The sequence below is a fragment of the Clavibacter sepedonicus genome (assembly GCF_000069225.1).
In the GTDB taxonomy this organism is placed as follows: Bacteria; Actinomycetota; Actinomycetes; order Actinomycetales; family Microbacteriaceae; genus Clavibacter; species Clavibacter sepedonicus.
Genome location: NC_010407.1, coordinates 88054 through 113671, shown reverse-complemented (window position 1 = coordinate 113671; position 25618 = coordinate 88054). Strand labels below are relative to the sequence as shown.

Genomic DNA, 25618 nt, shown 5'->3' with positions numbered 1-25618 from the left:
CGGCCGATTTGAGTCCTCGCCCGGAGTGCGGTTATGCTGACGTGTCGGTTGCTGCGAGACCTGGTCCGCCAGGGCGAGCGGCCCCATCGTTTAGTGGCCTAGGACGGCGCCCTTTCACGGCGTTAACACGGGTTCGAATCCCGTTGGGGTCACCAGGCAGTGTGGTTCGGAACACAATGTGATCGACATGCAAGGCCCTGTAGCGCAGCTGGTTAGCGTGCCGCCCTGTCACGGCGGAGGTCGCGGGTTCAAGTCCCGTCAGGGTCGCCACGGATGCGAGCCCTCTCTCACGAGAGGGCTTCTGTCCGATGTGGGCGTCTTCTCGCAAGCCGCCCGCTCGCCTGGGTAGCTCAGTTGGTAGAGCGTTCGACTGAAAATCGAAAGGTCCGCGGATCGACGCCGCGTCCAGGCACCACTCGCCGGTCCCCGTCCTCGACGGCAGGGCCGGCGTCCGTCTTCCCCGGTCCGTGTCGCACCGCTCCTCAGACGTCGGACGCGAGCGCCCCCTCGAAGGCCGCGAGCACCTCGTCCGAGAAGAGCACGAAGCGCACGAGCTCGATGCCCTCCGCCGCGCCGTCGGCCACCGCTCCGCGCACCGCGCCCACCGCCACGCGCGCCGCGTCGTCGAGCGGCCAGCCGTAGACCCCGGCCGAGACCGCGGGGAAGGCGACGCTGCGGATGCCGAGGGCAGAGGCCACCTCGATCGACCGGCGGTAGGCGCTCGCGAGCACCGCGGTGCGGTCGTCGGACCGGGACCAGACCGGGCCGACCGTGTGGATCACGTGGCGCGCGGGCAGGCGGAAGCCGGGCGTCGCGATCGCGTCGCCCGCGGGCAGGCCGTCAGGCAGCTCGTCGGCGCGGACGCGGCGGCAGGCGGCGAGCAGCTCCGGGCCGGCCGCGCGGTGGATCGCGCCGTCCACTCCCCCGCCGCCGAGGAGCGACGAGTTCGCCGCGTTCACGATCGCGTCGACGTCCTGCCGGGTGATGTCGCCGCGCACGGCCTCGATGAGCGTCATAGATCCAGCCTGGCCCGGGTGGCCTCCGGGCGGGAGACCCGCGCGGACGGCGCTGTCCGGCGGGCGGCGACCGGAACCGTTCGGGTGGGCTCCGGGCACATCGGGACGATTCGGAACTCGGGGAAGAACGGATTGGCGGCCTCTCGCCCGCACTCCCGGCGGAGCGGTCGACGACCCGGTCGCGCGGAGGCGACCCGGGGATACTGGAGGGGTCGGTGCCCTCCTGCCGGCGTCGACAGGAGTCCCATGGAAACGCCCGCATCCCGCCCCGCACCCGAGCGCACCGACGGCTACGTCGCGCTCCGCAGCTACGCCGCCATCGGGGACGGGCGCACCGTCGCGCTCATCGCGGAGGACGGCGACATCGACTGGCTGCCGCTGCCGAACCTGCACACCCCGCCCGCGTTCGCCGCGATCCTCGACGCCCCGCACGGCGGGCGGATCACGCTGCGGCCCGACGAGGAGTTCGAGGTGACGCGCGCCTACGTGCCCGGCACCAACGTGCTCACCACCACCTTCACCACCGCGTCCGGCAGCGTGCGCGTGACCGACGCGCTCGTCACGGGCGTCGCCGGGCGGCTGCCATGGTCCGAGCTCGGCCGGCGGATCGAGGGGCTCACGGGTGAGGTCGCCATGAGCTGGCTGGTCGCCCCCGGCACCGCGCTCGGCACGTCGTCGCCGTGGGTGCAGTCGACGCACAACGGGCCCGTCATCCGCGTGGACGGCGTGACGCTCGCGGTCGTCGGACTCGACCACGGATCCGCGGAGCCCGGCACGCAGTCGGTGTCCGGCGCGTTCACGACGAAGGAGGGATCGCGCCACGTCATCACGATGGTGGGGACCGAGCGAGAGCCCGTGCGGATCCCGAACCCGGAGATCGTGGACGAGAGCATCGACCGCACGATCCGCAACTGGGAGGGCTGGAGCGCCGAGTTCCGGTACGAGGGCGAGTGGGCCGAGGCCGTGCAGCGCAGCGCGCTCGCGCTCAAGCTGCTCGTGCACGCGCCCACCGGATCCATCGCCGCGGCCGCGACGACCTCGCTGCCCGAGCGCATGGGCGGCGGCAAGAACTGGGACTACCGCTTCGCCTGGGTGCGCGACCTGGCCTACACGGTGAACGCGCTGGTGCGGTTCGGCCTGCGCGAGGAGACGCACGCGGCGGTCTCCTGGATGCTCCGCACGATCCGCGACAACGGCCCCGACCTGCACGTCTTCTACTCCCTGGAGGGCGGCGTGCCCGAGGGCAGCTCGAACCCGGAGGTGCCGGGCTGGCGCGGCGTCGGCCCCGTCGTCGACGGCAACGACGCGCAGGCGCAGCTGCAGCTCGGCGTGTTCGGGGACCTCTTCGACGTCGTCCGCACGTACGTCCGCGACGGCAACGTGCTCGACGCCGACACCGGCCGCCTCCTCGCGACGTTCGCCGACCGGACGTGCGACTCGTGGCAGAAGCGCGACGCCGGGATGTGGGAGCTCGAGGACGAGCAGCACTACACGACCTCGAAGCTCGGCTGCTGGCAGGCGCTCGACTGCGCGGTCGAGCTCGCGGAGCTCGGCCAGATCCCCGGCGTGCCGGACCGGTGGCGTGCCGAGCGCGACCGGATCCGCGCCTGGGTCGAGGAGGAGTGCTGGGACGAGGGACGCGGCGCCTACGTGATGCACCCGGGCAGCCAGCGCCTCGACGCGAGCATCCTGCTGCACGCCGTCTCGGGCTTCGACCGCGGCGAGCACATGTCGTCGACGCTCGACGCGCTGCGCCCGGAGCTCGGCCGCGGGCCGCTGCTGTACCGCTACTCCGGCATGCCGGAGGAGGAGGGCACGTTCACCGCGTGCGCGTTCTGGTTGGCGGGCGCCTACGCGTGCGTCGGGCGGATGGACGAGGCGCGCGAGCTCACGGACCAGCTCGTCGACCTCGGCAACGACGTCGGGCTGTACTCCGAGATGATCGACGCCGACGACCACGCGTTCCTCGGCAACCTGCCGCAGGGGCTCAGCCACCTCGCGCTCGTGAGCGCCGCGCTGACGATCGACGAGCTGTCGGGAGGGCGGAAGCGCTCGACCAGGACGCCGCGCGCGAAGCGGTAGGCGGGATCCGTCCGCGCCGGAGCCGGGGCGCGGCGCCGGGCAGGCGGGCTGACCCGGCCGTCAGGCGCGCGGGCGGAGCGGGCCGGCGAACTCCGTGCGGACGCCGCGGGAGAACAGCACGGAGTCGGGCGCGCGGTCCACGACGCCCGGGAGGCCCGCGGCGGCGACCAGCTCGTCGTCGAGGTCGACCAGCTCGGCGCGCTCCAGGGTCCACGCGTCGTGCGTGTTCGGCCAGTAGCGCGTGACGCCCCCGCGGGCCACGTGCATGCCCCAGCGGGCGGTGAGGAAGTCGGCGAGCGGATCCCCCTCCGCCTCCTCGCCGAGCGGGCGGACGGAGATGCGCGAGGTCGGGCGGGAGCCCGTGTGCCGGCGCGATGTGTAGGTGACGACGCCGTCGTGCTCCTCGTGCGTCATCGACGCCCACATGTACGGCAGGCCGAGGCCGACGCGCGCGCCGATCGTGGGCAGGAGCTTCGCGGCCTCGAGCGAGCGGAAGACCACGCCGCGGCGGCCGTCGTCGCCCACGCTGTAGAGGCGCACGTTGAGCTCGGCGAACGTGCCAGCCCACGGCACGGCGGGCAGGGGCGGGAAGGCGCTGCGGGACAGGACGAAGGGGATGAGGCCGACCCAGCTGGATCCGTCGTGCACGTCGGGGCGCGTGCCCGGCGGGAGGAGCGGGGCGACGAGCGCCGGATCCACGCGCCAGTGCACGAAGGCCAGGTCGCTCCAGACCTGGCGGATGACCGCGCGGCCGGGCAGGTCGGGGGCGGCGGCGGAGATCGGATCCGCGGGGCGGGTCATCGTGCGCGCCCCTCGGCGGCGGTGCCGGCGGGCGACGCGGGCGACGCGGGCGAGGCTGCGGTGCCGGCAGGCGACGCGGGCGAGGCGGCGGGCGCCGGACGGCCGGCCGCGCGGATCACGTCGATGAGGCCGCGGCGCATCTCCTCCGAGCGGGCGAGCTCGGGGACGACGTCCTGCTCGAGCGCCTGCGCGCGCTCCCACGCGTCGGCGCCGGCATCGGTGCGGGCGACGACGTGGCGGCGGCGGTCGGCGGGATCCGGCGCGCGCGACACGAGCCCCTCCCGCTCCAGCCGCTCCAGCGTGCGCGACATGGTCTGCGTCTCGACGTGCGCGGAGCGGGCGAGCTGGATCTGGCTGAGCGGCCCGTCCCGGAGCAGGTGCAGCGCGATGAGGCCCGCGTGCGTGACCCCGAGGGTAGCGAGCGCCTCGCCCCAGGCGTGCTCGACGGCGCGCGCGGCCGTGGACAGCAGCCGCCCCGTCGGCCAGCTCGCGAGCTCGTCCTGGGCGGACATCCCTGCTGCCATGCGCGCACCTCCTGCTACAGTGATCGTCAGCAGGCTTACTATCCGCCTGCTGACTTTCCCATCGTAGAGGAGCAGGCCGCATGGGCACCGTGAAGGACATCGTCCGCCAGATCGTCGTCATCTCGAGCATGGCGTTCGCCGTCATCGGCTCCGCGTTCGGCTCGGGCGCGTTCAGCGACCGCAGCATCCAGAACGCGTCGAGCGGCGCCCTCAGCGCGAGCTACACGCCCGTAGCACCGGCCGGCCCCGCGTTCTCGATCTGGAGCGTCATCTACCTCGGGCTCGTCGCGTACACGATCTGGCAGGCGCTCCCCGCCCAGCGCGCCGACGAGCGCCAGCGACGCGTCGGCTACCCCGTCGCCGTGACCCTCGTGCTCAACGCCGCGTGGATCCTCACGGCGCAGGCCGGGTTCCTCGTGCTGAGCGGCGTCGTCATCGTGGCGCTGCTCCTGACGCTGATCTGGACCTTCCGCACCCTCATGGCGACGCGGCCGCGGAACCTCGTCGAGGGCGTCGTGCTCGACGGCACGATGGGCCTCTACCTGGGGTGGGTGAGCGTCGCGACCATCGCGAACATCACGTCCATCCTCACGGCGTCCGGCTTCCAGCCGGGAACGACCGGGCGCGACGCGTGGGCGGTCGTTCTGCTCGCGGTCGCCGGCGTCGTCGGCGTCCTGCTCGCGCTCCGCGACGGCGGGCGGCTCGCGCCCAGCGCGGCGATCGCCTGGGGCCTCGCGTGGGTGGCCGTCGGGCGGCTCACGGGCGAGCTGCTGTCGACGCCGGCCGCGGTGGCCGCGCTGGTGGCGGCCGCTGCGGTCGTGGTCGTGACGCTCGTCGCGCGCGCCCGCACCGGGTGGGTCGGGCGGGTCGCCGCGCGTCCCGCGGTCGCCGCGCGGTAGGCGATCGCCGTGCGGTAGGCGGTCGCCGCGCGGCGAGAGCCGCGGCTCAGCCCGCCGCGGCGGCCCGGTAAGCGGCGTCCGCGGCGTGCTTCGCGTCGACGAGGCGCTGGATCCGGCGGTCGGTGTCCGCGTCCGGTCGCGTGAGCTCCGGGTGCGCTGCCCGCCACGCGACGATCCCGCGGACCGCCAGGTGGAACGGGATCCTCGGCTGGAACGCCGGCACGAGGCGGCGGATCCGGGTGGTGTCGAAGACCGCGCTGTGCGACAGGTCGCCGAGGACGAGCTCCGACCATCCCCAGTCCGGCTCCACGACCGGGAACTGCTCGGCGGGCACGTGCACCAGGCGCGCCTCGACGCCCAGGGCGTCGGCGACGAGGCGGCGGATCCGGTCCCACGTCATCACGTCGCCGCTCGTGATGTGCAGCGCCTCGCCCACGGCGCGCTCGTCGCCGAGGATGCCGACGAGGCCGACCGCGAAGTCGTCGGCGTGCGTGAGCGTCCAGAGTGATGTGCCGTCGCCCGGGACCACGACCTCGTCGCCGCGCGCGATGCGGTCGACGACCGTCCAGTCGCCCGCGAGCGGCGGGCTGGCCTCGTCGTAGGTGTGCGAGGGGCGGACGATCACGACGGGGAAGCCGCTCGCGGCGTGGTAGCGGAGGAAGGCGTCCTCCATCGCGATCTTGTCGCGCGCGTAGGAGAGGAAGGGGTTGGCGCGGAGCGTCGACTCGGTGATGGGCGTCTGCAGCGCGGGCTTGCGGTAGATCGACGCCGAGCTGATGGCCACGAACTGGCGGGTGCGGCCAGCGAAGACCTCGACGCGGCGGTCGGCGCCTGCGGCGTCGAAGGACAGGAAGTCGACGACCGCGTCGAAGGTGCGGTCGCCGATCGCGGCGAGGAGGGCGGCCGGATCCGTGACGTCGGCGATGCGCGTGGTCACGCCGTCGGGCGTGCCCCGGCCCTGGGCGTCGGCCCCGCGGTTGACGACCGTGACGTCCATGCCGGCGGCGACGGAGGCCCGGACGCACGCGGCGCTGATGGTGCCCGTCCCGCCCAGGTAGAGCACGGACAGGCGGGCGGCGTCGTGGGTCACAGGGGTCCTCGTCATCGGGGCGGGGGCGCCGGTCGGATCCGCGCCCTGGGTGCACGCTACGCCCGCGACCGCCCGTCCCCACCCGTCGCGGAGGGGGAAAGCTTGCGGACATCGGGGGCGCGGTGGACGCCCGTCGTACGGCCCGCGTAGGTTCCTGGCGACCGCACCGACGCATCCGCCCGCGGACCGCTCCTCCTCCCGCCCGCCGGCGGACGGACAGCGTTCGCGTGGCGCCGACCCCTCGAGGGGGACCCATGTCCCGCACGCCATCCGACCCGTCGACCGCCGGGCGCCGCCCGACCGCGATCCCCGACGCCCGCCGCGCGGAGGCCCTGATCACCGTGCGCGATGCGGACGGACAGCCGCTCGCCCACGCGGACGTGGTGGTCGAGCAGGCGTCGCAGGACATCGCCTTCGGCAACATCGGCTTCGACCTCATCCCGCTCGCGAACGGCGAGACGGATCCCGCGGAGGCGGGCATCGAGGCCTTCGGCGGCGCGCGCCTCGAGGGGCTGGAGCGGCTCGCGGAGCAGTGGCTCGACGTGTTCGACACGGCCACGCTCCCCTTCTACTGGGGCCGGTTCGAGCCCGTGCGCGGGAAGCCCGACACCGAGCGGCTGCTCACCACGGCGCGCTGGCTGCGCGAGCGCGGCGTCGACGTGAAGGGGCACCCGCTCGTCTGGCACACCGTCACCGCGCAGTGGCTGCTCGACCTGCCGCTCGACGAGGTGGAGCGCGTGCAGCGGGAGCGGATCCGGCGCGACGTGGGCGACTTCGCGGGGCTCATCGACATGTGGGACGCCATCAACGAGGCCGTGATCATGCCGGTGTTCGACCGGGAGGACAACGGGATCACGCGGCTGGCGGCGGCGCGCGGCCGGCTCGCGATGGTGCGCATGGCCTTCGAGGAGGCGCACGCGGCGGACCCGGCCGCGACGCTCGTGCTGAACGACTTCGACCTGTCGCCCGCCTACGAGGAGCTCATCGAGGAGGTGCTGGGCGCGGGGATCCCGGTGGACGCCATCGGGCTGCAGACGCACATGCACCAGGGGTACCGCGGCGAGGAGGAGGTGCTCGGGATCGTCGACCGGTTCGCGCGCTTCGGGCTGCCGATCCACATGACCGAGACCACGCTGCTCTCGGGCGACCCCATGCCGCCCGAGATCACCGACCTCAACGACTTCCGGGTCACGAGCTGGCCGTCGACTCCCGCGGGCGAGGAGCGGCAGGCGGACGAGATCGAGCGGCACTACCGCTCCCTCGTGGGGCACCCGGCCGTCGCGGCAATCACCTACTGGGGGCTCACGGACGACGGCATGTGGCTGGGCGCGCCCGGCGGGCTGGTGCGGGCGGACGGCACGCCGAAGCCGTCGTACGAGGCGCTCCGCCGGCTGATCCGCGAGGAGTGGCGGCTCGCGCCGACCACGCTGCGGACCGACGCCGAGGGGCGCGTGCGCGTGACGGCGTTCGCGGGCGGCGTGCGGGTGGCGCACGCCGGACGCGAGGCGGTGGTCGCCGTCCCGGCGGGCGCGTCGGAGGCGGAGGCGGCGCTGGGCTAGGTGTACTGGGTCATGACGTTGGTGACACTCGGGCCGCGGGCGTGAGCCCGTGGCTTGAGTGGATTCGTTCAGTGTTGTAGTGCTCGATGAAGGGGTCAAGCGCGTCGGCGCGGTGTTGGTTGCTGGTGAAGGGTTGCCGGTAGGCCCACTCGGTCGCGAGGGTCCGGTTGAAGCGCTCGACCTTGCCGTTCTGCCAGGGGCAGTGCGGGCGGATGAACTTCTGCCGCGCGCCCAGGTCCTGGACGGCGTTCTTGAACGCGGTCGAGTGCCGGTAGGCGAACGCGTTGTCCGTGATGACCCGCTCGATCCGGGTGATCCCATGCCCGGCGAAGTACGCCGCTGCGCGGGTCAGGAACCCGGCCGCGGTCGCGCCTTTCTCATCGGGATGGATCTCCGCGTAGGCGAGACGGGTGTGGTCATCGACCGCGGCATGGACGTAATCGAACCCGATCCCGCGGCCGCGGACCTGCTCGCTGCGCCCGTGGACCCGCCAGCCGCCTCCGTCCGGGATCCTCCCGAGCTTCTTCACGTCCACGTGGATCAGATCACCCGGATGCTCGTGCTCATACCGGTGCGCCGTTGACCGGGATGCCCGGATCACGGCCCCGGTGACGGGGTCCAACCATGCCAACGGCGGCGCCCCGTGCCGGCGCAGGATGCGGGAGATCGTACGGGATGGAACACCTGTCACCGGCGCCAGCCGCGCAGGACCCGCCCGCAACTGGGCCCGCGCTTCCAGCACGGCCCGTTCCCGCTCCGGGCTCGTTCGCCTCGGTACTGACCGGGGCCGCGATGACCGATCCGTCAGCCCTCGCAGCCCCTCGGCACGGAACCGGTTCACCCATCGATGCGCGCACTGCCGCGACACCCCCAGCTCCCGCGCGACGTGCGCGACCGGCCGACGATCCTCCACCACCCGCCGCACGAGGAGAACCCTCCCGTGAACCGTCAGACGAGCATTACCGTGGGACATCGAGGCCTCCTGGCGATGGTTGAACTGAACAGCTCCATCAAGCCAGGAGGCCTCTTCACACGCCCCGAAGTGTCACCAACGTCATGGCCGAGTACACCTAGCTCACCGGGCGGTGCCGTCCGTCACCAGCAGGTCGTCGAGCGTGAACGCGACGGGTCCGGCGGCCGAGCTCGACAGGTACGTCTGGATCCCGAACGTGCCCGCGGTCTGCAGGGCGGCCAGGGTCCCGGTCGTCGTCGACTGCCACGCGGTCGGCTCGGCCTGGCTGACGGGCCAGACCTTCGCGTTCATCGTGGTGGGCGACGTGCCCGTGACCTGCACGCGCACCCGCAGCTGCTGCCCGGCCGTGTACGTGAGGTTCGGGACGACGACCGACTTCAGGTTGGCGCCGTTCTCGGACTGCACGATCATCACCTGGCCGGTCGACCGCACCCAGACCTGCGTCTGGTAGGTCGCGGTGCCGACCTGGCGCGAGTTGATCCGCACGTACGCGCCGCCGCCCGTGGGCACCCTGTCGAGCGCGAAGCTGACCTGGGCGTCGGATGCGGTGGTGCTCACGGCGTCGAGGCTCGCGGTGCGGGTCTCGCCGGCGGGACTGGCGACCTGCGCCCTCCCGTCCTGCACCTTGAGGATCGACGCGTTGCCGGTGATGCGCCAGGCGCCCCCGGTCTCCGCCGTGCCCCAGCCGTTCGCGGCGGTGCGGGTGAAGGTGTCCTGCGCGAGGATCCCGGCGGCGGGCGGAGCGACGACCGGCGCGGTCACCGTGACCGTGCCGTCCTTCCTCGCCGAGGCGAGGCCATTGTCGTCCGTCACCGTCAGCGACACCGTGTAGGTGCCGGCCTTGGCGTAGGCGTGATCCACGGTCTTGCCCGTGCCCGTCGTGCCGTCCCCGAACGCCCAGGCGTACGAGGCCACCGTGCCGTCGGCGTCCGTCGAGGTGGATCCGTCGAACGAGGCCGTCAGGTCCTTCGCGGTCGACGTGAACGCCGCAGCCGGAGCCTGGTTGCCCGGTGCCGGTGCGGGCGCGGGCGCCTGGCCGTCGCGGCTGACGACCAGGTCGTCGATCCGCGTCGTCACGGGAGCCGTCGCCGACCCCGAGAGGTAGGTCTGGATCCCGACGGAGCCCGCGGCCTGCAGCGCGGCGGTCGAGCTGGTGACGCTCGTCTGCCATGCGGCGGGCTCGGCCTGGCCGGCGACCCACACCTTCGCCTTGACGGTGGTCGGCGACGTGCCGGTCGTCAGGACGCGGACGCGGAGCTGCTGGCCGGCCTGGTAGGTCGTGCCGGGGAGGATGTACGACCCGATGGTCGTCGCCCCCTCCGACTGCACCAGCTGGATCTGCCCGGTCGCCTTGATCCAGACCTGCGTCTGGTAGAAGGCCGACCCCACCTGCCGGGAGTTGACCCGGGTGTAGGAGCCGCCGCCTGTGGGGACGGAGTCGAGCGAGAAGGTCGCGCTGACGTCCGACGACGTGGTGGACACCGCGTCGAGGGTCATCGTGCGGGTCTCGCCCTTCGGCGAGACGACCTGGCCCGTGCCGTCCTGCACCTTGACGATGGCCGTGCCGCCGGTGACGCGCCAGGCGCCGCCGAGCTCGGCCGTGCCCCAGCCCGTGGCGACCGTGCGGCCGAACGCGTCCTGCGCGAGCACGTTCGACGCGGGCGCCTGGACGGTCACCGGCGAGGTGGTCGTCGTGGCGAGCCCCTTGTCGTCCGTGACCGTGAGGGACACCGCGAAGGTGCCGGCAGCCTGGTAGGCGTGGGTCGTGGTGCGGCCCTTGCCCGTGGTCCCGTCGCCGAAGGCCCAGGACCAGGACGCCACGGTGCCGTCGGGGTCGGTCGACGCGGAGGCGTCGAGCGAGGCGACGAGGTTCGCCGCGGTGCTCGTGAACCGGGCGACGGGCGCCTGGTTCACGGGCGGTGCGGTGACCGTGACGCTCGCGGTCGTGCGACCGGTCGCGCCCTTGTCGTCCGTCACCGTGAGCGCGACCTGGTACGTGCCGGCCTTCGCGTAGGGGTGGGCGATGGACGGGCCGGTGCCGGTCGTCCCGTCGCCGAACTCCCACGCGTAGGACGCGACGGTGCCGTCCGGGTCGCTGGATGCGCGGCCGTCGAGGTTCGCGACCAGGTCGGTCGTGGTCGACGCGATGACCGCCGTGGGCTCCCGGTTGACCGGGGGCGCCACCACCGTCACCTGCGTGGACGCGGTGCCCGTGAGGCCCTTGTCGTCCGTGACCGTCAGCGCCTCCGTGTAGGTGCCGCCCGCGGCGTAGGCGTGCGTCGGCGTCGGGCCGGTGCCCGTGCTGCCGTCGCCGAAGTCCCACGCGTAGGAGGCGACCTGGCCGTCGGCGTCCGTGGAGGCGGATCCGTCGAGCTTCGCGGTGAGGTCGGTCGCGGTCGCGGTGACCACGGCCGTCGGCGCGATGTTGACGGGAGCCGCCTTAACCGTGACGTCCTGCTGCGTGCGGTTCGTCGCGCCGCGGTCGTCCGTCACCGTGAGCGTCACCGGGTAGGTGCCGGCCGCGGCGTACGTGTGCGACTGCTGCGCGCCGGACGCCTGGACGCCGTCGCCGAAGTCCCAGGCGTAGCCCGTGATCGTGCCGTCGGCGTCGGTGGATCCGCTGCCGTCGAACGCGACCGTCAGGAAGTCGGCGGTCGGCGTGAACGCGGCCTTCGGGGCCTGGTTCGGCACGCGGCCGCTGGTCCCGAGGGAGAAGTGCGTCTCCACGGCGGTGGGCGTGAGCACGGTCGGGTACACCGCGACCTCGTCCATCCGGCCCTCGAAGGTGCCGCTGGAGGAGCCCCACGTGTTGTCGCCGCCGATGCGCCAGTAGCCGTCGTAGCCCTGCGCCTGCGTCTGGCCGTTCTGGCCGACGAGGTCGCCGTCCACGTAGAGCTTCAGCCCGTCGGATCCCTGCGACGCCACCACGTGGTGCCACTGGCCGTCGTTGTAGGCGCGCTCGGATCCCGCCAGGTTGGTCTGGCCGGTCCACGTGCCGAACTGCAGGCGTCCGTCGTCCTGCATGTAGACGTGGCGGTCGTAGCTGCCGGAGAAGGCGAACGGATCGGCGTTGTCGCCGAAGCCGATCAGCTTGCCGCCGCGCGTGGTGGTCGTCTGGAATCACATCTCGAGCGAGTACGTGGTCGGGTTGGAGATCCGCTGCTGGCTCACCGCGATGCTGTCGGAGAACGCCGCCGCCTGGCCGACCGGGCCCGAGAGGGCGCCCGCCTGGCCGAAGCGCACGTTGCGTCCGACGTTCGCGCCGACCTCGTTCTGCCCGGCGTCCTTGAGCGTCGTCGAGCCGTCGGCGTCGTCGAGGCGCCAGTAGGAGGACGGGTCGGCCGCGTACACGGCCTTGCCGTACGCGTCCGAGGGCGCGGGCGGGATGGGCGAGGTGCGGCCGGACGCGACCAGGTGGTCGACGACGTCGGCGCGCGTGAGGGCGGTCGGGTAGATGGACACCTGGGCGATGTCGCCGGCGAGGTAGTAGCTCCGGGGCTGGTTGGGCCAGCCGCCGAGGTTGTCGCCGCCGACGCGCCAGTAGCCCGTGTAGTCCTGGCCCTGCGTCGTGTCCGCGCGCTGCCCGGCGAGCTTGCCGTCGACGAACAGCTTCATGCCGTCGCCGCTCATGGTGGCGACGATCTGGTGCCACTTCCCGTCGTTGTACCCGGGCACCGAGCTGAGCGTCTGGGTCGCCCCCGTGTAGACGCCGAAGACGATCCGGCCGTCGTCGTCGAGGTACACCATGCGGTCGTAGTTGCCGGAAGTACCCGTGTTGCTGCCGCCGAAGCCGACGACCTTGCCGCCCGAGGTCGAGGTGGTCTTGACCCACGACTCCACGCTGAAGGTGTTCGGAGCCTGCACCGGCTGGGGCGTGACCGCGAAGGACCCGTCCTGGCCGGAGAAGGTGGTGGCGGTGGATCCGTCGATCGGGCCCGCGGCGCCGCGCGTGGCGGCGTCGACCCGGAGGTCCTCGAACGCGACGTGGTCGAGGCCGGCGGTGCCGTCCTTCTCGTCGAGCGGGTAGTACGCGGTCGCGCCGTCGTCCTTCACGCTCGTGGCGTACGCGTCGCTGCCGGACTGGTCGGTGATGGTGACGGGCGATGCGCCGTTGCGGTCGGTGGAGTTCCCGGCCGAGTCGGTGACGACGACCTTGTAGGTGTGCGAGCTGCCGGGCGCGAGGCCCGTGTCGATGAAGCCCATCGACGGCCGGTTCCAGAAGGTCGAGTCCTGCGTGACCTGGTAGACGGGCGTCGCGGTCTTGCCGTCGCGGATCACCTTGTAGGTGAGGCGCGTGTTGTCGCGGTCGAAGGTGGCCTGCCAGGAGACGCGGGCCTCGCCCTTCGTGTACGAGATCGACTTCGGGACGAGCTGGTCGTTGCCGTTCGGGCCGACCTTGTTCGGGGCGTCATTGGCCATGGCGTAGCGGACGAGGCCCTGCTGCGCGGTGGTGTTCACGAACGGGAACTCGCCGCCGACGACGATGTAGTCCTCGTTGCCGTTGACGCTCCACGCCGCCTGGCCCTGGCCCGTGAAGGATCCCGTGACGTACTTCGGGAACCAGTTGAGGAGCGATGGGGACGGCGTGCCGGCCCAGTTCGCGTAGCCGTACGGGTCGGCCGTGGCGGTGCCGGTCGCGGTCTTCGAGAACGCGAGGCTGTGCTGGAAGGTCCACGGATCCGTCTGCGGGAAGCCGCCGATGTTGCCGCAGTAGTGCGGGTGGCCCGCGACGTACGCGACCTTGCTGGTGGCGAAGACCGAGTAGGTGTCGCCGTGGCAGTCTTCGACCCAGTTCACGACGCCCGTGTTCGGGTCGGCCGAGAAGGCACCCTCGAGGTTGCCGCCGGCGCCGAACGTGTAGCCGGAGCCGTAGACCCGGTCGTCGGACGCGTACAGGCTCGTGATCGACGACTCGGCGCCGGCGTTCTTGACCTGCTGGTTCGCGGCCCACGGGAGCGAGGCGCCCGAGGCGGGATCCACCGCGCCGAGCCCGTAGGTCGGGGTGCCGCTGAGCTGCGTGAAGCGGCCGCCGCCGATGAGCTTGGACGCGTCCTTCGTGAGGGTGAGCGCGTCCACGACGGTGTCCGCATCCGCGACGAAGGCCGCGTTCTGGCCGTTCGCCGCGGACACCGCGGCGAGGTACTTCCGAGCGGCGCCGTTGACGCTCTGGAAGGTGCCGCCGAGGTACACGGTGTCGTTCGAGGCGCTCACCGTGCGGGTCTGGCTGCCCATGATCGGGCGGAAGGTCGGGATGATCTTGCCGGTCGCGGTGCTGAAGGCCGCGGCGCGGTAGTAGCCCTGGCCGTCGATGTCGGTGAAGTCGCCGACCACGTAGATCCGGGATCCGTCGGGCGACGCGGTGACCTGGAGCGCCTGCGCGTTGAGCTTCGGCGCGAAGGACGTGATGAGCGCGCCCGTGCGGATGTCGTACGCGAGGAGGTTGCTGCGCGGCGTGAGGTTCGTCCCGGCGGCGGCGCCCGCGGGGCGCGCGTTCTGGAACTTGCCGGCCACGTAGACCGTGTTGCCGACGACGACCTGCGACCAGGCGACGCCGTCGATCTGGGTCGTGGGCAGCGGGTCGGCGGTGACCGTGACGGGCGTCTTCGGGTCGGTCGGGTCGACCGGCGCGGAGTCCGCCATCGCGGGCTGCGCGATCACGACCGCGGACAGGATGACCGCGGCGGCCGCGGTCATGGCGGCCAGGCGACGTCCCGCGGAGGAGAGGATGCTCATTTCGTCCTTGCTTGGGGTGGGTGGTGCGGGTGAGGGAGGGTGCCGGGGGTCAGCGGTCGCTGGCCGGTCGGGGGCTGCCGACGCGCTTCGTGAGCGTGAGCATCGTGCCCACCGACCGCGCGATGCGCTGCCGGTAGAGCTCGGGTCCGTGCCGGTGCTCGGCGCGGAAGCGGTCCCGGGCGGCCCGGGCGCGGTATGCGTCCCAGTCCGCCGCAATGGACTGGAGGGCATCCGCGAGCGCGGCCGGGTCCGAGGGCGGCACCAGCTGCGCCGACTCGTATCCGCCCGCGGCCTCGCGGAGGCCGGAGGTGTCGCTGACCACCACGGGCCGGGCGGCCAGCAGCGCCTCGACGGCGGTGTTGCCGAACGGCTCGTCCACGCGGGAGGGCACGACGCACGCGTCGGCGGCGGCCACGAACGGCGTGACGTCGGCGTGGAAGCCGTGCAGCGTGACCCGGTCCTCGAGGTCGAGGACGCGGATCGTCGTGCGCAGCTGCTCCTCGTACGCCTCGTACCCGGGGAAGACGGCGCCCACGATGTCGAGGGTGGCGGGGACGCCGCGGTCCCGGAGCTCGACGATCGCGTCGACGGCGACGTCCACGCCCTTGCGGTCGGAGAGCCGGCCGACGTAGAGGACCCGGAGGCCCCCGTCGAGCGCCTCGCGCGCCGGCTGGACCCCGGCCGGGCCGGGCACGCCGTTGTAGACGACCTCGGCGCGGCGCGCGACCCGCGGAAGTGCGCGGCCGAGCACGTCGACGCTGTAGCGGCTGTTCGCGACGACGCTCGTGGCGAGCGCGAGCGGCAGGGCGAGCGCGGTGCCGACGGCGCGCGACGCGGATCCCTCCGCCTCGTGCACGTGGGCGAGCACCGGGCGGCCGGCGAGGCGGCCGATGAGGATCCACAGCGGGATGGTGACGGTGTTGACGTACACGGCGTCCGGGCGCGTGCGGCGCACGAGGCCGAGGCCCGCCGACAGGCCGCGGACGGACTGGCCGACGAGGGCCGCGAAGCCGCGCGGGCGCAGCATCGACTTGCGGAGGACGGGCGTGGGCGCGTGGTGCACGACCGCGCCGACACCGGTGAGGGCGTCGACGAGCGGGCCGCCGGACGGCAGGGTCACGACGGTGCGGGCGCCCGCGGCGACGAGGCCGGCGACGCTCTCGAGCAGCACGCGGTCGGATCCGTACAGCTCGGCGCTCGGGTGCGCGACGAGGATCGTGCGTCCGCGGAGGTCGGCGCCGTCGGCGTCGGCCCGCGCGAGCGCATGCTCGACGCCGGCGAACGCGGTCACGCGGGCACCCGAGCGGATCCGGCGGCGGAGGCGGACGACGTCGCGGCCTCGGCGCGGCGCGCGTCGAGCGCGCCCATGTCGCGGAACCACTTCACCGACGCGAGGGCGAGATGCCCGGCGTTGGCGACCATCATCAGCGCGTAGACCGCGAGGAACACCACCGGCGCACCGAGCAGCACGAACACGATGCAGAGGAAGCCGTAGTCGGTGGGGATCACGAGCAGCGAGCGCAGGAGGGTCGAGCGGCCGGCCTCGGGCGCGGTGGCGCCCGTGACGGCGTGCACGCGCTTGAGCTGGTCGTTGAGGATCATCGCGAAGAAGCTCGCGGCGGCCACGATCGCGTAGGCGATCGGCACGAGGAGCCACGCATCGGAGTCCGTGGCGGGCCAGCGGTACATCGACACGAGCACGGCGAGGTGCAGCGACGAGATCTTGATGCAGTCGACGACGTGGTCGAGCCACTCCCCCGAGAGCGAGCCGCCGCCGCGGAGGCGCGCGACCTGGCCGTCGGCCGAGTCGAACGCGTAGCCGACGGCGAGCAGCAGCCAGACGGCGATGCCGAGCCAGGCGGCGGGCTGCACGAGCGCGATCAGGGCGATCCCGGTGAACGTGAAGGCGGCGCTGATCGCGGTCACCTGGTTCGGGGTGAGCCCCGCGCGGAAGGCCCACGCGGCGAGCAGCCGACCGGCGGGCCGGTTGACGCGGATCGAGTACGCGGGCGCGCCGCGGGCCGCCTTCTTCTGCGCGGACGCGAGGCGGCGGACGACGTCGAGATACGACTCGGCGCGCGGATCTGCGGCGGCGGTCATCGGCTCTCCTCGAGGAGGAAGGACGTGCGGCTGGCGTCGCTCGCGCGCAGCTCCGGCTCCCAGCGGGTGGCCGAGCGGACGCCGCGGCTCATCCCGTGCGTCGAGTAGCCGCGCGTCATGCGGGCCGCGAGCTCCTCGTAGCCGTCGGCGATCGCGTCCCAGTCGTAGGTCTCCTCGGCGCGCTCCTGCAGGCGGCGGCCGATCGCGACGGCCTCGTCGGCCGCGGCCTCCGCGCCCTCGACGAGCGCGGCGACGCCGGCGGCGTCCGACCAGAAGCGGCCGTCCTCGCCGAGCACGTCGCGGTTGAAGACGTTGTCGTTGGCGAGCGTCGCGGTCGCGGCGCCCATGGCGCGCAGCAGCGACGGGTTGGTGCCGCCAACCGAGTGGCCGTGGATGTAGGTGAGCGCGTGGGCGTAGAGCTGGTCGAGCTGCTCCTGGTCCCACACCCCGCCGAGGCGCTGGATGCGCGGGTCGGCGGTGGCGACCCGCTCGATGCGGTCGGTGTACGCGGCGGAGTACGGCGCGGATCCGACGACGACGAGCGGCAGGGTCGCATCCGACGCGGTGTACCCGTCGACGATGACGTCGACATGGTTCTCCGGCTCGAAGCGCGCGACGACGAGGTGGTACTGGCCGGGCTCGAGGCCGAGCTCGGCGAGGCGGTCGCTGGCGGGGTCGCGGAGGATGTCGGCGCCGTAGGTGAGCAGCTCCGTTGGGATCCCGAACTCGTGGTCGTAGTAGTCGGCGATGCCCTGCGCGTCCGAGATGAGCGCGTCGGCGTCCTTCACGGCCATCTGCTCGGCGATGCGGTAGTACTTCTTGCCCATGCGGCCCCACTTGCCCCGCTTCCACTCGAGCCCGTCCACGTGCACGGCCGTGGCCGTGCCGCGGGAGCGGATGAGGGGGACGAACGGCGCGTTGGCGGCGTTGAACACGAAGGCCGCGTCCTGGCGCTTGCCGAGGGCCAGGTGGATCGCGGACAGCGCGGTGTGGCTGAGCGTCTCGATCGACTTGGTCTTGAGCGCGGGCAGGTGCACGAGCGTCATGCCGAGGTGGGTGCGCGGGCGCGCGCGGTTCGTGGAACGGCCAGCTGAACGGCAGTAGACGGTCACGTCGTGGCCGCGGGCGGCGAGGCGCTGCCCGATCTCCTCGATGGCGGTCTCGAATCCGCCGTACGCGGCGGGGACCCCCCGGGTCCCGACCATGGCGATGCGGAGTCGACGCGGTTCGATTGCAGACATCAGTAAGCCCCTACGGGTCGGGTGAGCACACGGAAGGTGCGCCACATGATCATCACGTCGCCGGTCAGGGACCAGTTCTCGACGTAGTACAGGTCGAGCCGGACGCTCTCGTCCCAGCTCAGGTCGCTCCGGCCGTTCACCTGCCACATGCCCGTGAGGCCGGGCTTGATGAACAGACGGCGGTGCACGTGGCTCTCGTAGCCCTGCACCTCGCGGCGCAGCGGCGGGCGCGGGCCCACCAGGCTCATGTCGCCGACGAGGATGTTCCACAGCTGCGGCAGCTCGTCGAGCGAGTAGCGGCGGAGCACGGTGCCCACGCGGGTCACGCGCGGGTCGCTCCGCATCTTGAACAGCGGGCCGGATCCCTCGTTCGCCTCCGCCAGCGCCTCGAGCTCGGCCTCGGCGGTGACCCGCATCGACCGGAACTTGAGCATGTGGAACTCCTGGCCGCTCTTGCCGACGCGCTCCTGGCGGAAGATGGCGCCGCCGGGGCTGTCGATGCGGACGACGCACGCGATGACGAGCATCACGGGCGAGAGCACGACGAGGGCGAGGCCGGCCACGGCGATGTCGAGGGCGCGCTTCATCACGTGCTTCCCGCCCTCGAACTGCGGGATCTCCACGTGGATGAGGGGCAGGCCCTCGACCGGGCGGAAGTGGATCCGCGGGCCGGCGACGTCGGTGAGGCGCGACGCGAGCACCAGCTCGATCGACGAGCCCTCGAGCTCCCAGCCGAGCGTGCGGACGGCGTTGCTGCCGGCCCGCGGCTGGCTGGCGACGATGACGGCGTCGGCGGCGGTGCGGGCGGCGGCCGCGGCGACGGAGCCGAGGTCGGAGACGACGGGGATCGTGCGCCCGGCGACCTCGAGGCCGGCGATGTGGTCGTCGATCGCGACGCCCACGACCGCGTAGCCCGATGCGGGGCGGAGCAGGATCTGCGCGGCCACGTCCTCGACGTCGGCCCGGGATCCCACGACCACGACCCGCGACAGGTGCGCGCCCTGGAGGCGGCGGCGGATCAGCCACTGGCGCCAGGTCCACCGGCTCACGAGGAGCGCGACGACGCCGAGCGGGAACGCGAGCACGACGTAGCCGCGGGCGATGTCGACCTTGAGCAGCAGGAAGCCGATCGCGAGCGCGCCGAACGTGATCGCGGACGCGTTGACGACCCGCTTGTACTCGGAGACGCCGACGCCCACGATGCGGGCGTCGCGGGTGCGGAACGCGCCGAGCACGGCGATCCACGCGGCCACGACGACGACGGAGACGACCCCGTAGTCGAGCTGCATCGAGCCGGCCTCGACGGCCGCGTCGCCCGTGCCGAAGCGCGTGAGCTGGGCGACGAGGACGGTGGCGACGATGATCGCCCAGTCGCTCGCCATGAGGCGGGTGCGGTAGTCGCGGGCCCAGCGGCGGCCCGAGGGGACGGCGGGGGCGACGGGCGCGACGGGCGCGACGCCGGATCCGATGATCGGGCGGTGCGCCGAGCGGCGCTCGGTGCGCAGGCGGGTGCGCTCGCCCCGGGTCGCGGGACGGTTCCTCGTGGTGCTCATCGCGTGCCGGGCAGCGCGTCGAGCGGTCGCGGGGTGTCGGAGGGGCGGGTGGGCGCGTTCGGGCGCGGACGGCGGGTACGGTCCTGCGCCGATGACGGGTTCATCGGGTGTGTGCCTGCGTTTCGGGTTACAGGTGGGTGATGCGGGGTGCGACGCGGTCCGGGAAGACCCCGTCAGGTCCACAGCTCGGGGATGGACGGGCTGGGTGGGCCTCGTCCGAGAGCGTCCATCGCGGGTACGACGGGTGAACGGCGGGTGGTGACGGTGGCAATGCTAAACGCACCCCGAGCCCCGTCGCCCCTCCCCCTTCGGGGGACGGTGTCCCCCGATCTCCGCCCGGACGCGCTCAGCCGGCCGATGCCCCGATGACGCGGGCGCCCGTCGCCACTCCGCGCAGCGCCGCGACGTCCGCGGGCACGGCGACGGCGACCGTGGCCTGCTGGGCTGCGACCTCGGCGGTGAGCCGCCAGCCGGATCCGAGCACCTTCCGGCCCACGACGTCGAGGCTCGTCCGGTCGTTGCCCGTCGCCTGCGCGAACGCCGCGACCGTGTCGTGGACGGCCGGGTCGCCGGGGCCGCGGGCCCACACGATCGCCCACCTCGGGCTCGAGGCGATGTCGCGCTGGTACGCGTTGCCCGCGGTCGTGATCCCCATCTGCGTGGCGGAACGCTCGTGCGAGTGGTCCTCCACGGCGAGCAGGGCGTTGCCGGTGCTGCCCTGCATCACGTTGTCGGCGACCTGGATGTCGGTGACGATCCACGTGACCGTGGGGTCCGGCAGCGGCTGCCGCGGGTCGTGGCCCGCCTCCCCCAGGTTCGCCGCGCGCCGGGTGCCCTGCGCGATGTCCACGTCCCGCCTGTTCGCGGAGAAGGTGTTCGCCCAGACCTGCGCGTGGCCGGAGTCGTCGATCCAGAGGCCCGCGGCGCCGTTGCCCGCCGCGACGTTGTCGACGAACGAGAGCTGCGCGGAGAGCTCGAACACGATGCCGTTGCCCGTGTTCGCCAGCACGTCGTTCCCCGCGACCGTCGCGTCGAACACCGACTCGTCGAACCAGAGGCCGTTGCCGGCGCTGCGGAGGAACGCGCTGTCGACCACGTCCACGTCGCGGCTGCGGGTGATCTTGACCCCGCCCGACACGGGGGCCCGATTGAAGCCCTCGGTGTTGTCGTCCGCGACCAGGAGCTGGGAGGCGCGGAGCCGGTCGGCGTAGTTGGCGTGGATCCCGAGCATGCCGTTGCGCGCCGAGGTCACCGCCCGCAGGGTCACGTCGGTCGCCTGGATGGAGAGGCCCGTGGTGGCGTTGTCGGTGATCGCGACGTCCGCGATGGTGACGTCCCGGCCGCTGACGACGAGCGCGCCCATGTCGGGGACGGACGGCGCGTACCGGCGGATGCCGATGCCGCGCACGGTGCTGCCGTCGCCGCGGACGGCCAGGGCGCTGACGCGGTCGCTGGCGCGCACGGTCTGGCCCGACGGATCCGACCCGATGTACAGGCGGTCGGCGGCGGTGTCGACGAAGAACGTGCCGGGGACCACCTGCCCGAGCGACGCGACCTGGCGCTGCGCCGCCTGGCCGATCCAGACCTGGTCGGGGTGCGCGGCCAACGGACGCGCCGGGTCGACGAACGCCCAGCCCTCCTTCGTGCCGTCCGGCGCGCCGCGCGTGTAGGTGGGGCTCGCGTCGAAGGTCACGTCCCAGCCGGAGGCGTAGCGGGTGGATCCGGACGCGGTCCACGAGGTCAGCGCGCGGCTCCCGTCGAGCCACACCGCCTCGCCCGGGTACGACTGCAGCGTGAGCGCCTTGCCGGCGGGCATCACCACGGTCTCGCGGTACGTGCCGGCGCGGACGACGATCGTGCGGCCGGACGGGGCCGCCTCGACGGCCCGGCGGATGCTCGCGTACGGGGACGCCTTCGTGCCGGCGCCGGTGTCGGATCCGGTCGGCGACACGTACACGCCGTCGGCGGGTGCCGGGTAGGTCGTGGTGCCCACGGCGGCGGCGCCCGATCCCGTGCCGGGCCGCGCGTCGCCGCGGGGCACGGTCTGCTCCGGATCCGACGGGGTCGGCGCGGGGGCGGTGGGGGTCGGGGTGGGGGTCGGGGTCGCGGTCGGCGTAGGGATCGCGGTCGGCGTGGGAGTCGCGGTCGGCGTCGCGGTCGGCGTCGGCGCGGGCGTCGACCCCGCCCGCGTCAGCGGCCGCACCGCCAGGTCGTCGAACGCGAGCGCCTGCGGGCGGGACGACGAGGAGAGGTACGACCAGACGCGGGTCGCGGATCCGGCGGTCAGCCGCGCGGCGCTCGCGTCCGTTGCGGCGGCCTGCCACGCGGGGACGGCCGTGCCCACCCGCCAGGCGCGCGCGTCGACGGCCACCGGCGAGGATCCCGAGACGCGCGACTGCACGCTCAGCACCTGCCCCGGCACGAGTCCGCGCGCCACCACGACCTCCGCGGCGAGCGTGGTCTGCGCGGCCGTGGATCCGTTCACCCGCACGACCGACAGCCGCGCGTCCCCCGCCGGGTCGACGCGCACGCTCGTCTGGTAGTACGACGAGCCCGCCGCCCGCTGCTGGAGGCCCGCGTAGACGCCGCTGCCCACGGCCGGGATCCGCGGCAGCATCACGCGCATCGTGGCCTCGGCGTCGGCGGGGACGGTGCCCGGCAGCGTCGCGGTGAGCGACGTCCCCGCCTTCGGCAGGTCGACGACGCCCTGCGTGCCGTTGACGCGGAAGGCCGCGGGCACGTCGTAGGCGTACGCCGCGGATCCGGGGGCCGTCCCCCAGCCGCCGGTCGCGCTGCGGGTGAAAGCGTCCGAGTGGACGGCGGCGCCGGCGACGAGGTCCTGGCCGGTCGCGGCGGACGCGGGATCCGCGGCGACGAGCGCGGCGGGCAGGACGAGCCCGGCGGCGACCGCGAGCGCGATCGCGTGCCGGGAGCGGTGGGAGCGTGAGGAGCGGGGCGTGCCGTTCATGGGACGGTCCTTGCCTGTGCGCAGCGGCGGATGGCGGTGGGTGCCCGTCCGGGGACGGGCTGGTGGTGTCGTCCCAGGCTCCGTCGCGCCCGCCCTCCGGTCGCGCCGCCGGGGCCAGTAGTCGTACCCATCCCGCCGCCCGGCGCACTGGTTCCCGCCCTGACGGCGACGCCCCGACCACCTGCGCCCCCACCGGGGGCGCTGCGGGGCGCGGGGACGATCGCACCGGGGGCGCTGGGACCACACCGCCTCGGGGCACGGGGACGACCGCCCGGGCACGGGACGACTTCCCCGGGCACGACAGGACGGGCCGACCCCGAGGGGTCGGCCCGTCCTGTCGTGCGTGCGGGGATCAGCCCACGTCGGCCCCGAGCTCGCGCGCGCCGGTCAGCCAGCCGATGAGGCCCGCGACCGTGCCCAGCAGCGGCACGGCTACCTGCGTCTCGACGCGGCGCACCTCGTCGGTGAGCCGGAAGCCCGAGCCCACGACCGGGCGCCCGTCGATCGCGAGCGACGAGCGGTCGTTGCCGGTCGCGGCGCTGAACGCCTGCACCGATCCGTACACGGCCGGGTCCCCGGCACCGCGGGACCAGATCACGGCCCAGCCGGGGCGGTTCGCGGCGTCGCGCTGGTAGACGTTGCCGGAGGTCGTGATGCCCATCTGGCCGGCCGAGCGCTGGTGCGAGTGGTCCTCCACCGCCAGCAGCGCGTTGCCGGTGGATCCCTGCATCACGTTGTTCGCGATGTCGACGTCGGTCACCACCCACGTCACGGTGGGGTCCGGCAGCTTCTGACGGGGATCGTGGCCGGCCGTCGAGAGGTCCGACGCGCGCCGCGTGCCCTGCGAGATGTCGATGTTGCGGTCGTTCGCGACGAACGTGTTGTTCCAGATGTCCACGTGGCCGGTGTCGTCGATCCAGACGCCCTCCTCGCCGTTGCGGGCCACCACGTTGTCCACGATCGCGATGGTCGCCGAGAGCTCGAAGGCGACGCCGGATCCCGAGTTGTCCATCACGTCGTTGCCCGAGACGACGGCGTCGTAGACGGACTCGTCGAACCACAGGCCGTTGCCGACGTTGCGGAGGATCGCGCTGTCCTTCACGTCCACGTCGCGGCTGCGCGTGATCTTGAAGCCGCCGGACACGGGCGCCCGGTTGAAGCGCTCGGTGTCGTTGTCGGCCACCAGCAGGCGCGAGGCGCGCAGCCCGTCGGCGTAGTTCGCGTGCATCCCGAGCATGCCGTTGCGGGCCACGGTGAGCGCGGTCGCCTTCGCCCCGGTCGCCGTGATGGAGATGCCCGTGGTGGCGTTGTCGGTGATCACGAGGTTCTCGACCGTGACGTTCCGGGCCTGCACGACGACCGCGCCGAGGTCCGGCACCGAGGGCGCGTACCGGCGGATCCCGATGCCGCGCACCGTGCTGCCGTCGCCGCGGACGCTGAGTGCCTGCACGAGGTCGCTCGAGCGCACCGGCTGGCTGCCCGGGTCGGATCCGATGTAGAGGCGGTCGGCCGCGGTGTCGACGAAGAACGTGCCGGCGACGACCCGGTCGCGCGAGGCGACCTGCTTCTGCGCCGTCTGCCCGATCCAGACCTGGTCGGGGTGCGCGGCCATCGGGTACGCCGGGTCGACGAAGCGCCACCCGGTCGCGGTGCCGTCGGGCTTGCCGCGCGTGTAGGTGGGGCTGGCGTCGAAGGCGACGTCCCAGCCGCTCGCGTAGCGGGTGGATCCCGAGGCCGTCCAGGAGGACACCTGGCGGCTGCCGTCGAGCCACACCCTCTCGCCCGGGTACGACTGCAGCGTGAGGGCCTTGCCCTGCGGCATCACGACCGACTCGTGGTACGTGCCGGCACGGACGACGATCGTGCGCCCGGCGGGGGCGGCGTCGACGGCCTTCTGGATGGTGGCGTACGGCGACGACTTCGACCCGGATCCGCCGTTCGAGCCGGTCGGCGCGACGTAGACCGCATCCGACGGCACGCCGTAGGAGGTGGATCCGACGGGCGCGGAGCCCGCGCCCGTGCGCGCGTCGCCGAGGGAGACGCCCTGCTCGGCGTCGGACGAGCCGGATCCGGTGCCGGGCGCGGGCGCGGGAGCCGGCGTCGTCGGGGCAGGCGTGGGCGTCGGCGCGGGTGCCGCGACCGGTGCTGTGAGCGGCCGGACCGCCACGTCGTCGAACGCGACGGACTGCGGCCCGGACGACTTCGAGAGGTACGACCACAGGCGCGTGCCCGTCCCCGCGACGAGGCGCGAGGCGCTCGTGTCCACGGCGGCGGCCTGCCAGCCGGGAACGGCCTGGCCGTCCACCCACGCGCGGGCGTCGATCGCGACGGCGGCGGAACCCGAGACGCGCGACTGGATGACCACGACGCGGCCGGGCACGACGCCCCGCGCCACGACGGTGTCGCCGACCACGGTGGCCTGCCCCGCGGTGGATCCGTTGACGCGCACGACCGAGAGCCGCGCGTCGCCCGCGCTGTCGACCCGCACGCTCGACTGGTAGTACGAGGAGCCCGTCACGCGCTGCTGGAGCCCGGCGTAGACGCCGTTGCCCTGCGCGGGGACGCGGGGGATCAGCACGCGGACGGTCGTCTCGCTGTCGACGGGAGCGGCCACGGGGACGGCGGCCGACGCGGCGGTGCCGGCCCGGGCGAGGTCGATGACGCCCTGCGTGCCGTTGGCGCGGAACGCCGAGACGCCGTCGTAGGAGTACGCCCCGGTGCCGGCGGCGGTGCCCCATCCCCCGGTCGCGCTGCGGGTGAAGGAGTCGGTGAACACGGGGGTCCCCGCGGTGAGGTCCTGGCCGGTCGCGGCGCTCGCGGCCTGCGGGGCGACGAGGACGGCCGGGACGGCCAGCCCGACGACCACGGCGAGCGCGACCAGGTGGCGGGCGGGGCGGGGGCGGGTCGCGGCGGCGGCGTGCCGGTCCGTCCCGGTGCGGGCGGGGGTCGATCCGTCGGGTGTCCGGGTCGATCCGGTGGGTGGGGTGCGGTGGCGCATGCGGGCGGGTCCTCGCTCGGATCGGCCGGTCAGACAGGCCGATGAAAACCCACCAGACAGGTGGGGTTGGTCGAATGTAGC

Annotated in this window: 16 protein-coding genes and 3 tRNA genes; 6 read left to right on the top strand and 13 right to left on the bottom strand. The window is 73.5% G+C overall.

What is annotated here, in order from left to right; all coding sequences use genetic code 11:
• Positions 1 to 79: 79 nt before the first annotated feature.
• From CMS_RS00480 to CMS_RS00470, 3 genes are all read left to right on the top strand, one after another.
• Positions 80 to 155 (top strand) — tRNA-Glu (locus CMS_RS00480).
• A gap of 38 nt (positions 156 to 193) precedes the next feature.
• A tRNA-Asp gene (locus CMS_RS00475) sits at positions 194 to 270 on the top strand.
• 69 nt (positions 271 to 339) lie between these two features.
• A tRNA-Phe gene (locus CMS_RS00470) sits at positions 340 to 415 on the top strand.
• Between the two features lie 67 nt (positions 416 to 482).
• Here CMS_RS00470 and CMS_RS00465 read toward each other — a convergent pair.
• A complete protein-coding gene (locus tag CMS_RS00465) occupies positions 483 to 1016 on the bottom strand; it encodes an O-acetyl-ADP-ribose deacetylase (protein ID WP_012297577.1) in 534 nt (177 codons plus the stop codon).
• Between the two features lie 246 nt (positions 1017 to 1262).
• Between CMS_RS00465 and CMS_RS00460 the strand changes: the two genes are divergently transcribed.
• Entirely contained in the window at positions 1263 to 3098 is a 1836-nt protein-coding gene (locus CMS_RS00460; RefSeq protein ID WP_012297576.1) for a glycoside hydrolase family 15 protein, read from the top strand.
• Between the two features lie 60 nt (positions 3099 to 3158).
• Here the strand turns inward: CMS_RS00460 and CMS_RS00455 are convergent, their stop codons facing one another.
• The gene (locus CMS_RS00455; RefSeq protein ID WP_012297575.1) at positions 3159 to 3899 is read right to left on the bottom strand and encodes a YqjF family protein; all 741 of its coding nucleotides are present in this window, start codon (positions 3897 to 3899) and stop codon (positions 3159 to 3161) included.
• Positions 3896 to 4423 carry a MarR family winged helix-turn-helix transcriptional regulator gene (locus tag CMS_RS00450; RefSeq protein WP_012297574.1) on the bottom strand — a complete coding sequence of 176 codons (528 nt, stop codon included), beginning with the start codon at positions 4421 to 4423 and terminating at the stop codon, positions 3896 to 3898. Before CMS_RS00450 ends, CMS_RS00455 begins: the two co-directional genes overlap by 4 nt.
• A gap of 80 nt (positions 4424 to 4503) precedes the next feature.
• Between CMS_RS00450 and CMS_RS00445 the strand changes: the two genes are divergently transcribed.
• Entirely contained in the window at positions 4504 to 5322 is an 819-nt protein-coding gene (locus CMS_RS00445) for a TspO/MBR family protein (RefSeq protein WP_041464253.1), read from the top strand.
• 46 nt (positions 5323 to 5368) lie between these two features.
• Here CMS_RS00445 and CMS_RS00440 read toward each other — a convergent pair whose 3' ends face one another.
• Positions 5369 to 6412 carry an NAD-dependent epimerase/dehydratase family protein gene (locus CMS_RS00440; RefSeq protein ID WP_041464252.1) on the bottom strand — a complete coding sequence of 348 codons (1044 nt, stop codon included), beginning with the start codon at positions 6410 to 6412 and terminating at the stop codon, positions 5369 to 5371.
• A 254-nt stretch (positions 6413 to 6666) separates the two neighbouring features.
• Here CMS_RS00440 and CMS_RS00435 point away from each other — a divergent pair, with 254 nt between their 5' ends.
• The gene (locus CMS_RS00435) at positions 6667 to 7971 is read left to right on the top strand and encodes an endo-1,4-beta-xylanase (RefSeq protein ID WP_012297571.1); all 1305 of its coding nucleotides are present in this window, start codon (positions 6667 to 6669) and stop codon (positions 7969 to 7971) included.
• A 10-nt stretch (positions 7972 to 7981) separates the two neighbouring features.
• Here CMS_RS00435 and CMS_RS00430 read toward each other — a convergent pair whose 3' ends face one another.
• The 9 genes from CMS_RS00430 to CMS_RS00395 all read right to left on the bottom strand — a co-directional run bounded on the left by CMS_RS00430 (position 7982) and on the right by CMS_RS00395 (position 25537).
• Positions 7982 to 8944, bottom strand: coding sequence for an IS481-like element IS1121 family transposase (locus tag CMS_RS00430; RefSeq protein WP_012296860.1), 963 nt, complete (start codon positions 8942 to 8944; stop codon positions 7982 to 7984).
• Between the two features lie 102 nt (positions 8945 to 9046).
• A complete protein-coding gene (locus CMS_RS17615; RefSeq protein ID WP_231692850.1) occupies positions 9047 to 11968 on the bottom strand; it encodes a PKD domain-containing protein in 2922 nt (973 codons plus the stop codon).
• 96 nt (positions 11969 to 12064) lie between these two features.
• Entirely contained in the window at positions 12065 to 14677 is a 2613-nt protein-coding gene (locus CMS_RS17610; RefSeq protein ID WP_223842679.1) for a LamG domain-containing protein, read from the bottom strand.
• Positions 14678 to 14726: 49 nt separating this feature from the next.
• Positions 14727 to 15968, bottom strand: coding sequence for a glycosyltransferase (locus CMS_RS00420; protein WP_012297570.1), 1242 nt, complete (start codon positions 15966 to 15968; stop codon positions 14727 to 14729).
• On the bottom strand, positions 15965 to 16777 hold the full coding sequence (locus CMS_RS00415; protein ID WP_012297569.1) for a CDP-alcohol phosphatidyltransferase family protein: 813 nt from the start codon (positions 16775 to 16777) through the stop codon (positions 15965 to 15967). The genes CMS_RS00420 and CMS_RS00415 overlap by 4 nt, the downstream gene beginning before the upstream one ends.
• The gene (locus CMS_RS00410) at positions 16774 to 18018 is read right to left on the bottom strand and encodes a DUF1972 domain-containing protein (protein WP_012297568.1); all 1245 of its coding nucleotides are present in this window, start codon (positions 18016 to 18018) and stop codon (positions 16774 to 16776) included. The genes CMS_RS00415 and CMS_RS00410 overlap by 4 nt, the downstream gene beginning before the upstream one ends.
• Entirely contained in the window at positions 18018 to 19571 is a 1554-nt protein-coding gene (locus CMS_RS00405; RefSeq protein WP_012297567.1) for a sugar transferase, read from the bottom strand. Before CMS_RS00405 ends, CMS_RS00410 begins: the two co-directional genes overlap by 1 nt.
• A gap of 346 nt (positions 19572 to 19917) precedes the next feature.
• Positions 19918 to 22539 (bottom strand): right-handed parallel beta-helix repeat-containing protein, encoded by a 2622-nt coding sequence (locus CMS_RS00400; protein ID WP_012297566.1) that lies wholly within the window; start codon positions 22537 to 22539, stop codon positions 19918 to 19920.
• A 352-nt stretch (positions 22540 to 22891) separates the two neighbouring features.
• Positions 22892 to 25537 carry a right-handed parallel beta-helix repeat-containing protein gene (locus CMS_RS00395; RefSeq protein ID WP_012297565.1) on the bottom strand — a complete coding sequence of 882 codons (2646 nt, stop codon included), beginning with the start codon at positions 25535 to 25537 and terminating at the stop codon, positions 22892 to 22894.
• Between the last annotated feature and the right edge of the window lie 81 nt (positions 25538 to 25618).

Bases quoted from the DNA above. Each gene is read 5' to 3' on its own strand.
- CMS_RS00465 (WP_012297577.1), bottom strand. From the start codon at position 1,016: ATGACGCTCATCGAGGCCGTGCGCGGCGACATCACCCGGCAGGACGTC.
- CMS_RS00460 (WP_012297576.1), top strand. From the start codon at position 1,263: ATGGAAACGCCCGCATCCCGCCCCGCACCCGAGCGCACCGACGGCTAC.
- CMS_RS00455 (WP_012297575.1), bottom strand. From the start codon at position 3,899: ATGACCCGCCCCGCGGATCCGATCTCCGCCGCCGCCCCCGACCTGCCC.
- CMS_RS00450 (WP_012297574.1), bottom strand. From the start codon at position 4,423: ATGGCAGCAGGGATGTCCGCCCAGGACGAGCTCGCGAGCTGGCCGACG.
- CMS_RS00445 (WP_041464253.1), top strand. From the start codon at position 4,504: ATGGGCACCGTGAAGGACATCGTCCGCCAGATCGTCGTCATCTCGAGC.
- CMS_RS00435 (WP_012297571.1), top strand. From the start codon at position 6,667: ATGTCCCGCACGCCATCCGACCCGTCGACCGCCGGGCGCCGCCCGACC.
- CMS_RS00430 (WP_012296860.1), bottom strand. From the start codon at position 8,944: ATGTCCCACGGTAATGCTCGTCTGACGGTTCACGGGAGGGTTCTCCTC.
- CMS_RS17615 (WP_231692850.1), bottom strand. From the start codon at position 11,968: ATGCAGGACGACGGACGCCTGCAGTTCGGCACGTGGACCGGCCAGACC.
- CMS_RS17610 (WP_223842679.1), bottom strand. From the start codon at position 14,677: ATGAGCATCCTCTCCTCCGCGGGACGTCGCCTGGCCGCCATGACCGCG.
- CMS_RS00415 (WP_012297569.1), bottom strand. From the start codon at position 16,777: ATGACCGCCGCCGCAGATCCGCGCGCCGAGTCGTATCTCGACGTCGTC.
- CMS_RS00410 (WP_012297568.1), bottom strand. From the start codon at position 18,018: ATGTCTGCAATCGAACCGCGTCGACTCCGCATCGCCATGGTCGGGACC.
- CMS_RS00405 (WP_012297567.1), bottom strand. From the start codon at position 19,571: ATGAGCACCACGAGGAACCGTCCCGCGACCCGGGGCGAGCGCACCCGC.
- CMS_RS00400 (WP_012297566.1), bottom strand. From the start codon at position 22,539: ATGAACGGCACGCCCCGCTCCTCACGCTCCCACCGCTCCCGGCACGCG.
- CMS_RS00395 (WP_012297565.1), bottom strand. From the start codon at position 25,537: ATGCGCCACCGCACCCCACCCACCGGATCGACCCGGACACCCGACGGA.